This is a genomic window from Solibacillus sp. FSL K6-1523 (assembly GCF_038005225.1).
GTDB lineage: Bacteria > Bacillota > Bacilli > Bacillales_A > Planococcaceae > Solibacillus.
In genome coordinates this window covers 3582130-3594204 of sequence record NZ_JBBOSU010000001.1, presented here as the reverse complement: position 1 = coordinate 3594204, position 12075 = coordinate 3582130, and the positions used below count along the sequence as shown (strand labels likewise).

At 36.3% G+C, this 12075-nt stretch carries 11 protein-coding genes; 7 read left to right on the top strand and 4 right to left on the bottom strand.

Features of this window, described 5'->3' with window-relative positions:
• The first annotated feature begins 50 nt into the window (after positions 1–50).
• Genes MHI10_RS17330 through MHI10_RS17315 form a run of 4 tightly spaced genes read left to right on the top strand, consistent with a single transcriptional unit; the run spans position 51 to position 3677 of the window.
• Positions 51–962 carry an ABC transporter ATP-binding protein gene (locus MHI10_RS17330; RefSeq protein ID WP_340787581.1) on the top strand — a complete coding sequence of 304 codons (912 nt, stop codon included), beginning with the start codon at positions 51–53 and terminating at the stop codon, positions 960–962.
• Entirely contained in the window at positions 959–1669 is a 711-nt protein-coding gene (locus tag MHI10_RS17325) for an ABC transporter permease (protein WP_340787580.1), read from the top strand. The genes MHI10_RS17330 and MHI10_RS17325 overlap by 4 nt, the downstream gene beginning before the upstream one ends.
• The gene (locus MHI10_RS17320; RefSeq protein ID WP_340787578.1) at positions 1669–2397 is read left to right on the top strand and encodes an ABC transporter permease; all 729 of its coding nucleotides are present in this window, start codon (positions 1669–1671) and stop codon (positions 2395–2397) included. The genes MHI10_RS17325 and MHI10_RS17320 overlap by 1 nt, the downstream gene beginning before the upstream one ends.
• A 14-nt stretch (positions 2398–2411) precedes the next feature.
• Positions 2412–3677: an erythromycin esterase family protein gene (locus MHI10_RS17315; protein WP_445683194.1), complete on the top strand. Its 1266-nt coding sequence runs from the start codon at positions 2412–2414 to the stop codon at positions 3675–3677.
• Between the two features lie 180 nt (positions 3678–3857).
• Here MHI10_RS17315 and MHI10_RS17310 read toward each other — a convergent pair whose 3' ends face one another.
• Together MHI10_RS17310 and MHI10_RS17305 are read right to left on the bottom strand one after the other, a co-directional pair.
• Positions 3858–4469, bottom strand: coding sequence for a kinase (locus MHI10_RS17310; RefSeq protein ID WP_340787574.1), 612 nt, complete (start codon positions 4467–4469; stop codon positions 3858–3860).
• A gap of 89 nt (positions 4470–4558) precedes the next feature.
• Positions 4559–5419 (bottom strand): LysR family transcriptional regulator, encoded by an 861-nt coding sequence (locus MHI10_RS17305; RefSeq protein ID WP_340787573.1) that lies wholly within the window; start codon positions 5417–5419, stop codon positions 4559–4561.
• A 135-nt stretch (positions 5420–5554) separates the two neighbouring features.
• Between MHI10_RS17305 and MHI10_RS17300 the strand changes: the two genes are divergently transcribed.
• Positions 5555–6541, top strand: a complete 987-nt coding sequence (locus tag MHI10_RS17300; protein ID WP_340787572.1) for a DMT family transporter — start codon at positions 5555–5557, stop codon at positions 6539–6541.
• Between the two features lie 154 nt (positions 6542–6695).
• Positions 6696–6998: an excinuclease gene (locus tag MHI10_RS17295; protein WP_340787569.1), complete on the top strand. Its 303-nt coding sequence runs from the start codon at positions 6696–6698 to the stop codon at positions 6996–6998.
• An 81-nt stretch (positions 6999–7079) separates the two neighbouring features.
• Here MHI10_RS17295 and MHI10_RS17290 read toward each other — a convergent pair whose 3' ends face one another.
• Positions 7080–7604, bottom strand: coding sequence for a PepSY domain-containing protein (locus MHI10_RS17290; RefSeq protein ID WP_340787566.1), 525 nt, complete (start codon positions 7602–7604; stop codon positions 7080–7082).
• 277 nt (positions 7605–7881) lie between these two features.
• On the opposite strand from MHI10_RS17290, the gene MHI10_RS17285 reads away from it, so the two are divergent.
• Positions 7882–8796 (top strand): glycine betaine ABC transporter substrate-binding protein, encoded by a 915-nt coding sequence (locus tag MHI10_RS17285; protein ID WP_340787564.1) that lies wholly within the window; start codon positions 7882–7884, stop codon positions 8794–8796.
• 682 nt (positions 8797–9478) lie between these two features.
• Here MHI10_RS17285 and MHI10_RS17280 read toward each other — a convergent pair.
• Entirely contained in the window at positions 9479–11974 is a 2496-nt protein-coding gene (locus MHI10_RS17280) for a LuxR C-terminal-related transcriptional regulator (protein WP_340787562.1), read from the bottom strand.
• Positions 11975–12075 lie beyond the last annotated feature (101 nt).

Here is a 12075-nt window from a genome sequence, read left to right as displayed (position 1 = left end):
ATACCTCGTTTTAAACTTCATTCCTTATGCTAAATAAAGAGGTGAGGGAAATGGAATATATCGTACAAACAGAAAATTTATCAAAACGATTTGGGAAAGAGCTAGCGGTATCGGGGTTAGATTTAAAAATTCGTAAAGGGGAAATATACGGATTTTTAGGCCCAAATGGTGCGGGAAAAACAACGACCATTCGTATGCTTTTAGGATTAATGAAGCCAACATCTGGCAAGATAAAAATTTTCCAAAAGGATGTAACGAAGGATCGAATTGAAATATTATCGAAAATTGGTTCGTTAGTTGAAAATCCATCCTATTATCCGCATTTAACGGCATACGAAAATTTAGAAGCGTTACGGAAAGTTTTAGGTGTGCCAAAAGCGCGCATTGATGAAGTATTAGCCATTGTACGTTTAACAGAGGCAGCGAACAAAAAAGTGAAAGGATTTTCGCTTGGTATGAAGCAGCGTTTAGGTATTGCTGCCTCTCTATTACACAATCCAGAATTATTAATTTTAGATGAACCAACAAATGGGCTTGATCCATCTGGCATTATTGAAATCCGAAATTTAATTAAGCGACTACCTTCTGAATATGGGATGACGGTTGTGATTTCGAGTCATTTATTGTCTGAAATTGATCAAATGGCGACGACGGTTGGGATTGTGTCGAAAGGGAAAATGATTTTCCAAGATTCAATTGAAGCAATGCGAATGCATGCACAACCAAAAGTACTGTTCAAGGTGAATAAAAGTGAGCAAGCATGGCGTTCGTTAGTGGCGAATGGTATTAAAGCAGAATGCAAAGAGGGACAAATTGTACTCGATGAATGCTCCGATGAAAAAGTAGCACAAATTTGCCAAATTCTTGTGCAAGACGGCTTCTCGATTTATCGCATAGAGGAAGAAAAACAATCATTGGAAGAAATTTTCCTTCAAATGACGGCAGGAGTGCAAGCTGTATGATGGGCAAACTGTTGACATCTGACTTCCTAAAAATTAAACGAAAGGGCTTATGGTTTTTAACCGTTTTAGGTCCTGTTGGTGTAGTGGCGCTACAAATGGTCAATTACGGAATAAGAAAAGACTATTTACTACAGCAAAGCGAGGATGATTGGGGCTATTATTTAGGCAATGTCCATGGGTTTACCCCACTTGCACTTATTTTGGGAATCGCCATCTTAACATCTTTCATGGCGAGTATTGAAAATGAAACGAATGCATGGAAGCAATTAATCGCTTTACCAGTATCCAAAATGACGGTGTATTTATCTAAATTTACAGTGCTCACGATCTTATTATTTGTATCTTCTTCGCTGTTGATGGTTTTATCTTTTGCTTACGGAGTGTATTTAGATTTGGGAGCGGATATTCCATATACGGAGCTAATCAAGTCTAGTTATTATCCATTTTTGGCGTCATTACCAGTATTGGCATTGCAGCTTTGGATTGCCACTGTTAGTCAAAATCAAGCGATTCCCATTACTGCTGGGGTGTTTGGTGTGATCTTTGCTTTTTCAGCATACTATTTGCCAGATTGGATGATTTGGAAATGGCCATCGTTAATGAATGAATGGAATGAACCACTCATCAATGTCGCATTAGGTATAGGTGTAGGGGTTCTATTATATATCGTTGGAATGATTGATTTCACGAGAAGGGATGTGAAATAATGCACAAGATACTGCAGTCTGAATGGTATAAATTAAGAAAATCGAAAATGATCCCGCTAATTTTTGCGGCACCGATAATCGGGCTTTTTATAGGATTAGCGGTCAATTATGAGGAATATCTCGGTATGAATAAATGGTATTTTGCATTAATTTCGATGAATTTAACGTATGCATTATTATTTTTGCCACTTATTTCGGGTATTTTAGCAAGCATCATTTGTCGATATGAGCATCAAGCTGGTGGCTGGAAACAACTTTTAGCATTGCCTGTCACTAGGGGAAGAGTATTTGTAGCGAAGTATGTATTAATCATGCTACTAATTATGACGATGCAAGTATTATATTTAATGTCTATATACGCGGTAGGCATGGTAAAAGGTTATACAGATCCATTTCCGCTCGAAATTGTTTGGAAAAGTATTTTTGGAGGATGGGTAGCGACTTTTCCCTTAGTTGCATTGCAATTGTGGATGTCCATCATGTTTAAAAGCTTTGCTGCTCCGTTTGCAGTGAACGTCATTTTTACCTTACCAGCGATAATCGTTGCGAATTCTGAACAATTTGGTCCTTACTATCCGTGGGTACAACCCTTTTTTATGATGAATATAGGAGGGAACACAGGCGATGTATTTTTTGTACCATGGGATCAATTATTAACGGTTGTAGGTGGTAGTTTTCTGTTATTTTTCATTGGCGGCTATTTATACTTCCAACGAAAAACGATTTAACTTTTAGGGGAGGAATGTTTGTGTTAAAAAAAGATTGGTTTTTAACGGTATCAATCACCCTTTCTGTTTTTCTAGCGGGGTGTGGCAGTGGGCAGGCGGAAGAGGGTGTAGCTCAATATACATCGACAATCGAAAATATCGATATTCCTGATGATGTGAAAGTCATTGGTTTTGGTGAAGCGACACACGGTAATATTGAATTTCAGGAATTGAAAAAGGATTTATTTCAAGCATTAATAGTGAATGAAGATGTTCGTGTTTTTGTGTTAGAAGGGGACTTTGGCGGTGCGCAGCAAATTAATCAGTTTATTTTAACTGGTAATGGTACAGCGGAAGAGGCGGTTAATGCACTTGATTATAGCATTTACCGAACAGAGCAGATGATCGCGTTTGTGCAATGGATGCATGATTATAACAAGTCGGTAGATGAAAATGAGAAAGTTTATTTTTACGGCAATGATATGCAGCGCTATGACTATAGTAAAGAAGGATTACTAAGTTATTTTGGAAAAGTGAACGGGGATGAGGCGAAAGGTTATGCGGCAAAGTCGGAGCATGTTTCGAATGAGACAATGCGTGAATTAACGAACAGCCAGCTGGAGGAACTAGATGCCACAATGGATGCAATCCTATCAGATTTACAAGCAAATCGTACAGCATATATTCGGCAATCATCTGAAGAAAGCTTTGCGATGGCTTCACAATACGTACAAATAATGAAGCAACGTACACAGCTATTTTTAAATGATAGTAATTATGCCCATTTGCGAGATCAATATTTAGCAGAAAACTTGCAATGGATTGTTGATTTTGAAGCAGCGTGCGGGCATGATAAAGTGCTCATTTCGGGACATAATGGGCATATTGAAAAAACATCGGCGTCATTAGCAGGTTACAAAGCAATGGGCGATTATTTAGATGAGATTTACGGCGAGGCATATTTTGCGATTGGCACAGACTTTATCGATAATACATTCCAAGCACTAAATGGCGGATCGGGGGAGCGAGAGAATTATACACTGGTACATCATAATGATTTAGTAGATGCTTTCCGGGACGTAGAGGAAAATATTTTTTATGTAGATTTTGAGAAAGCGAGTGCATCACAAAAGTTAAAAGCAATCCTATCAACTGAACAGAAAATGGGGAATGTTGGGGATGATTTTCGCTCTTGGTATAAGTTCACAAAGATGTTTTATACGATTGAAATGATACCGAACGAAGCTTATGATGGCTTAATCATCGTGAAAGAGGCGACACCGACGACGGTTTTTAATTAATTTTTGTTACTAGTGAAGGAATTTTATAATAATAAGAGGGGACCGGTAAGTCAGATGATACTAGCTGATTGGTCCGCGAGCAAAGCGGTTTTGTACTAACAAAAGAAAGGACATGTGTATGTAATTATTTTATGCACATGTCCTAAATTAATATTATCGAGTTGGTTATTAATTTGAACATTATGAGTGGTGAATCCTATGAGCAAGTTTCATAGGGTTTTGTTTTTCAGTATAATAATCCTCTGCTTTCCAATATCTATTTTGATATTTCCTTAAACGTTCTTCAAAATCGCCTATATATGTGTCACGTTGAAGTACACGTTCATATCGCACTTCCTTAGGACAATCTAGGAATATTATATAATCATAATATGACTTCCATTCTTCCCTCAAAAGAAAAACACCTTCAATGATTACAATACAATTTAATGGAATAGTAATAGTTTGGAATGTCGAGGTATCGTCCTCTTTATTGTAAAATGGCAAACGCAATTGTTTACTGTTTTGATGTAGTTTTTCGAATAAATTTTCTTTTAAATAAATACCATCCCATTGTAACTGAAAATATTCAAACCATTCATTATGACCCGTATTATATCTTAAAGCTTTTTCAACAATAAGGTCGTCAATATGAATAATAACTACATGATCTAGTTCATTTTTTAGTTGATGAACAAGCGTAGTTTTTCCAGCACCACCTAAACCGTCGATTGCTACGATAAAAGGTCTATTTAAGTATTGTCTTTTATATTCTTCTTTGATTTCTCGTGTTAAAGTATTTTTCAAAGCCATTATATTTAAATCCCTTTCGCTAAATTGATTGGAAATTAACTTTATAATGGAAGAATAACATATTGATTGTGTAACATGTGCAAGCCCGATTAATTCTCACCCTTACTCAACTCAATCGTTTCAATAAATTTTTCAAGCGTTGAAGTGAGGTATGAGTTGGATCTTCTAACGAAAACCGTGTTGATTTTGCTATATTTTTCAGGGAGAGAATGGCAGTGAATGAGTCCCTTTTTCTCTAAATGTAAAACGGTTGATTTTGGAACAAATGTAATACCAAGGCCGACGACAACACTGCTTAATATCGTTTCTAATGTGCCAAACTCCATTACTTTTTGAGGGATAATATGTTGATCTTTATACCAGGCTTCAAGTCTTGCGCGGTAACCACATCCCTTGCCAAAACATAAGAATGGCTCATGTATGAGTTGCTCGATAGATGTCGTGTTTACATCGGATATTAATACAAGCTCTTCTTGAAAAACATCATGGTAAACAAGCTCTGGGTGGGGGGCTATTTCTGTCACAAAAGCCCCGTCAATCTGATGTTTTAATACATCATCTTGCAACTTTTCAGTCACACCAGAAAAAAGCGACAAATCCACATTTTTATACTTTTTCGTGTACGTTGAGAGAATGGTCGGTAGTTTAATGACCGTTTCAACTGTACCGATTTCTAACTTCCCAGAAGGTTCCTCTTTACTTTGCACAACTTTTATCATCTCGTTTGTTAAGGATAATATCTTATCGCAATATACTAATAATTTTTTCCCCTCAGGTGTTAAACTCATGCCCCGATTATGTCGGTTGAACAAAGGTGTATTTAGTTCCGCTTCGAGCTTTTGGATTCTCGATGTAATATTTGACTGTACATAACTTAATTCTTTTGCGGCTTCGGTAACGGTTCCTTTTTCGGCGACCTTTTGGAAAATCTCAAAATCTTTTAATTCCATTGTTTCACCTCATTCGTCATTTTCTTTATGGTATCACTAAAAATGATATTAAACATCATTTTAGTTCATTTTACATGATGGATGATTGTGGGGTTTAATGAATATGGCGATATTGTGAAAGGGGCTAATAGTGGGATGAAGAATAATATTTTATTAGGTGCTTTTTTATGTTTTATTGCAAGTGTGTCATGGGGAGCGATGTTTCCAGTAGCTCATCATGCTTTTCAATATATTGATCCCTTCTACTTTACTATTTTCCGTTACGGGGCAGTGACGGTTATTTTAGTAATAATTCTCTATTGGAAGGAAGGGAAAGAGGCTTTTCAATTCGAAGGAAAAGCAACATCGCTGTGGTTTTTCGGAACAATGGCATTTACAGTTTATAATTTACTCATTTTCTGGGGAGAAGATTTATTAGGTGAGCCAGGGGTAATGGTTGCATCGATTATGGAATCATTAATGCCGATGATATCCATTGTTATTGTATGGATGTTACATAGAAGTCGCCCTTATGCATTTACTCTGTTATGTGTTTTAGTAGCCTTTATCGGCGCAATGCTTGTTATTACAAAAGGGAATATCGTCGCGTTTCTTTCGGCAACGGATGATATTATTCCATCCCTTCTGATCTTAATTGCAGTCATTGGATGGGTCATTTATACAATGGGAGGAAATCAGTTTAGAGGATGGTCTGTGCTCCGCTATTCCGCGTTAAGTTGTTTAATGGGCACTTTGACTGCAGTTGTCATTGTGTTTGCAATAACGCTGATGGGATATGTTACGCCACCAACAGTTGAAACGATTAAACTGGTAAGTCCCCATTTATTATTTATGATTATTTTCCCAGGTGTTATTGCATTAGTAGGTTGGAACATTGGTGTCAGTATTTTAACGCCATTGAATGGACTGTTGTTTATTAACTTTGTTCCGGTAACAACACTTGTTATTTCATTCATCCAAGGGAATCAAGTAACTTCCATTGAAATTATTGGAATCACTTTTATTCTAATCTCTCTCATCTCGAATAATATATATATTCGAATGAATCAGAAGAAAAAGGTGTCAGAGCAATCGTATCCTGCGAACAAAATGATGAAAACTGGAAAGTTACTAAGCGAATAAAAGGATTTATCTAATTTTAGGAAACAAATGAACCTCTCCATCAAATTCAAAATGGTAGGTTCGTTTTCTTTATAATCAAATCCCGGCTTTTGCCTAATCAAATTCGACCGTTTATAATGAAGCGATAATTAGGATTTCAGGAGTAGCTTGTTTGATGAATACACGATACAAAATTACACGTCTTGATAAAAAGGGGAATCCAACACTAAGCTTAGAGGAATGCCAAAGCTTCTTCGCGAAAAAATCAGATTTCGAATACAAAGATTCATTTGGTGCGAGTCAAGACGGTGTACATATGAAGATTAAAGGCGACTTTTTCATGTGGCAATTAGAAGATGTAAAAATCCCATTCCGCTTTTTTGAAGGTAAAATTTACGTAGCAGTTTCACATCCAGTTGTTTTAGAAAAAACGATGAAAATTGCACGTTTACTCGAAGCAAATTATATTGAAGGATAAGCAATTTCAATTCAATCTGCATAATCTAACATAAGAAAACCACATTTCACACGCCAAATCGTGCGAAATGTGGTTTCTTAATTAATCGTCTTTTTTATCTTTGTCAAAATCCAGAATTTTACCTGAAAGTGCGTCGATATCGAAGTCGTATTCATTTGTATTGCTTTCAATTTCAATTTCATAGATGACGCGATTATCGTCATTTTCCAATGCCACTTTTACGACAGTGCCCTTTGCTTTTTTTAACGCAATTTTCTCAGCAGCTGCAGCTGTAATAAACTTCTTATTGAATTTAATCACATCATCGTCATCTAAATCATCTAGGTCGTCTTTGTCTTTACTCAAAATTTTCCCTGTTTTCGCATGGATTACAAGTTCATATTCGTAACCTTTCGATTGAACCTCAACCTCGTATGTCCCACCTGATTTTTTACGCTTTAATTCAATATCCGTTACGTTTCCACCGACTGATTTTACTGCAATTGCTCTTGCTTTTTCCATTGCGATGAACCCATTAGTAGAAGCTTCCACCGTGTTTCCAGTCATTGCAACGCCGCTAAGCGCAAGTACACCCGCTAATGCTGGTATCATTATCATCTTTTTCATTTTACATAACCTCCGCTAGTTGATATTACAAGTATAAAGGGAGAAGATGAGAGAATAGTGTAAATATTATTAAAATTCGGTGAGAAATGTGAAACAATAATTAACTAGGACCAGATTATTTTGCGCGAAAAAAATAGGCGGAATTTATTGACTAAAGTAACAACCTCTTGGTAATATGAAGTTGTTACTTTTTGATCGTTAGGTAATTTTTAGGGAAAAATCCTTTCCTCGAATTGCTTGAGGTTGAACTCAATCTTTTAATAAGGGAGATGTTAACATGAGGAAATTAAAGTCGTTAAGCGTTACTTTAGGGGTTGCTATTTCATTACTTTTAACAGGGTGTGGTAATGAAGATAGTAAGCCAAATAACGAGAATTCATCAGAAAATACTGCAAGCATTGGGGAACAAGTAGAATATAAGATTATAGGTATTGAACCAGGAGCAGGGTTAACTGAACTTTCAAGAAATACTTTAGAGGAATATGAAAACTTAAAGGGTTGGGAACTTATAGAAAGTTCAACGGCTGGAATGTTAGTTTCATTGAAACAAGCTATTGATAATAAAGAACCAATTATTATTACCGGATGGACACCACACTGGAAGTTTACAGCACACGATTTGAAATTTTTGGAGGATCCTAAAGGGACATTAGGTGGAGTGGAAAATATCAATACACTTGTGCGAAAAGGCTTGGAAAATGACCTACCTGAGGCATATACAGTTCTTGATAGATTCTATTGGGAACCAGAAGATATGGAAGCTGTAATGTATGATGCGCAAAACGTTTCTTTTGAAGAGGCAGCGATGAAATGGATAGAAGAAAACCGAGATAGAGTGAATGAATGGACAGAAGGTATCAATAAAGTAGATGGAAAAGAAATTGAAATCGTGTCTACTCCATGGGATACAGAAAGGGCTTCTAGTAGTGTAATTGAAGCAGTATTAGAAGAACTAGGATACGTTGTTAAAGTGACACCAGTTGATCCTGCAATTATGTTCCAGGCAATCGCTACTGGTAAAGCGGATGCAACGGTAGCTCCTTGGTTACCGTCAACACACCAGTCTTTTTATGAAAAACTTAAGGAAGACATTGTCGATTTAGGAGAGAACTTAAAAGGTACTAAGAATGGATTTGTTGTACCGGAATATATGAATATCGACTCAATTGAGGATTTGCAACCTAAAGAATAAGGATAAGTTCACTGTATTGGAAATGTGATTGATACGAACGAAAGAATTGTCCTTGTACCTGGTACTATCGTAAAATAGAAATAAAGTTTTATAAATAAATGACTCCACAGCGCTTAAAGTTATGTATTATGCGTTAGAAAACATTAGTTAGGCAGCAATGGGAAATAGTTCAAAAAACATTTATATCAACTAAAAGATGGTTTCTTGTATTGCACAGGAGCCATCTTTTATTGTTTGTGCACCCATTACGTTATTCACGTTCAGATTGATAATCTAGCGTTATAATCAATTTATTAGTCTTTCATTAAAACGTGTATCTATTTCAAATGAATAAAGGGGCGTTACAGTACTACCGTTTGAAATTTTTATAGTCAAAGCAGCTAGTTTGCTATAAAAATCGACTAATTTCAACGTTTGTTCATCTGGTTTTCCTACTAAACTACTATAAATTACCATTGTTCTTAATCATTATTTTTTTGAAGAGAGCAAAGGTGTTGAATAACAAGTTTGAATTGAAATCATCATTATGCCCTCTTTTCAAATAAATAATGGATTTGTCGGAGTGATCTTATCTACTATTATTACAATAAATAATAATATTTACTATAAGGAAAACCCCTAACTGTCTTTTATAAAAATCCTTATACTCATCTGGTGTATTCCCTATTGGGACAGCGCATTGTTATTGCTTCTTAAAAAGTATGGCTTTTGCTCGTGAGTTGACACCAAGCTTACTATAAATAGTCGATAAGTAAACGCGCACAGTCCCTTCTGATAGGTGTAGCTGGTCTGCGATTTCACGATTCGTAACTCCTTCAGCTAATAAATTGAACACTTCTTGTTCACGTAATGTCAGTACATTGTCAAAGCTAATGTTTGTGCTTTTATCTATTTGAAGCTGTTGTAAATAATACAGCGAAATAGATTTCCGTTTAGAATCATCTTCTTGCAATTGTTTAAAATAACGTTCTAGAAGAGGATGGATTTCTTCTTCATCTAAAAATGTACGAATGTAGAAATAGGGAGCGCTTTGTTCTAATGCTTCATGTAAAATGGCTAATGCAATGTCTGTATTCCCCATTCTGTTATGACAAATTACCTCAAGAACAGAAGCCTCTATAATAGTAGCAACTTGATGGTCGAACTGTGCTTTTGTTTTCGTTTGGATGACAATCATTAAAGCATCCTCAGGTTGTTCCTTCAATAGTAATAATCGCGCGTTTACAAGCATCCAAAAGGGCTGATTTGTTTTCGTTGCAAGTAATTCCATCTCGGCATTCTTAATATCACCTGCTAATACATAACAATAAGCCTGCATTATACGGAGGGTCATCAACCAATGTTTTTCCTTGACGCTTTCCGTTACTTGTCTCAGCATAGCTTGAGCAGAAATTAATTGCTTTTCGTATATATAAATTTTCGCCTTTAATAAATACATAGGGATCAGTAGGCCAGGGTCCTTATACTGGTAACCGTATTGAATCGCTAATTCGACTTCTTTCTTTGTAAGGTCGATTAAGTTCCGTTCATATAAAGATTCTGCTGATACACCATAGCTAAATGCTGTGATAATAGTAGTAGTTTCTCGAAAGAAATTGGCAATGGCTGTTCCATCTTCCATTGTTGGCAGTTTTCCTTTCGAGCCTATACTTGTACGTAACAGTTTATATTCGAAAAGATTATATTGCATCGGTACTTCATCCCAACGAGAGGGCACAGTTTCTTTGGTAAGTTGTTTTTGGATAATTTCTTTGGCTAGTTGTAAATCTCCACCTGTCGATATGATGGCATATGCCTTTACAGTTTCATAAATATTCGCTATGGCTTCATTTTCTATCTGATCCATCCATTGCTCCGTATGTTGGCGAATTTCAAGTTCCTGCATAAGTGAGGAAGCTACTTCTATATCTGATGTAGAAAGAGAAGTGATAACGCCCATGACGAGCATTTCATAGGGAACGGTATAGGAACTACTCCGTAAATGATGCAACCAACGCATAAAGGTTGCCGTTTGGCCAGACAAGTAAAGCTCCGTAAGATGTTCTGTAATCCATAAATCCGCCTGTTCGAAAAAATCATGTTGCAGTGCGAGTTCAATAGCTGAGACGAAATCCCCAACGTCATGCAAGAGAGTAGCTGTTTCAGAAGCAAATTGTGTTACTTGTTGTACTGAATACCTTCTTTTGAATTCGTTTTGCAAAACTTCCGCAAATAAATGATGGTAGCGAAAAACTGATTTTGCTGACTGTAATCGAATGATAAAAAGCCCTTTCTCTTCTAATTCTTCAAGCAGTTCATAGCTATCAATTCGCTGCGTAAGTGTATTACAAATAGAAGGATCTAGCTCATTTAATAACGATGTACGTAGAAGAAACTCTTGTGTAGGTGGTGAGAGAGTCGTAATAATTTCCTGCAATAAAAATTCAGAAACATATGGCTGTTCTGGCATATTCCAATGCTGTTCCGACTCTGGATTGGTAGATAAACTAGCCAACAATAAGCCTGCTATCCAACCTTCCGTCCGTTCCACAATGAGTTGAAGATTTTCCTGGTTGTGTAAGGTTAAATTTTTCATGGCATAAAATTGTCTTGCTTCCTGATAGGTAAAGCGTAATTGATCCGTATTCAACTCACATAACCATTGTTTAGCTCGCCATTTTGCAATAGGTAGTGGCAATGCTGTGCGTGTCGTTAGATAGACGTGGACATGTTCAGGGAGCTGCTCGATAAGTTGCGTCATCATTTGGTGAATTAAAGTATTTTCTATTAAATGATAGTCGTCCATTACAATATGTAAGTTTTCTTCCATAGCATTGAACTCATGTAATAGCGCGTCAATTAGAAATTCAAAAGTAGCCACGTCTTGTGATTGAAAGAGTGGTTTGAGCACTTTGTCAAGATCGGATTGACTAGCATTAGCTACCGCATGTACAACGTATGTCCAAAAACGAATGGGGTCATTATCGGCAAAATCTACAGACACCCATGCGATTTGCTCTTTTGTATGTTTGAGCCATTGATTGAGTAGTGTTGTTTTTCCATAGCCTGCGGGGGCACGTAATATCGTTACCTTTTTGAGCGTATTATTTCGAAAAGTTTCATATAATCTCGTTCTTTCCACAGTTTCAGGCATACTTTGAGGGATATTTGTTTTAGAAGATCGTAATAAAATTGGCATTTTGTAGCCTCCTTATGTTCAAAAAATATCTTGTGAACATCAGTTGTTTTTTAGAAATATTTAGAAATATATCTTATATATAATTCTAATATAAAATCTAC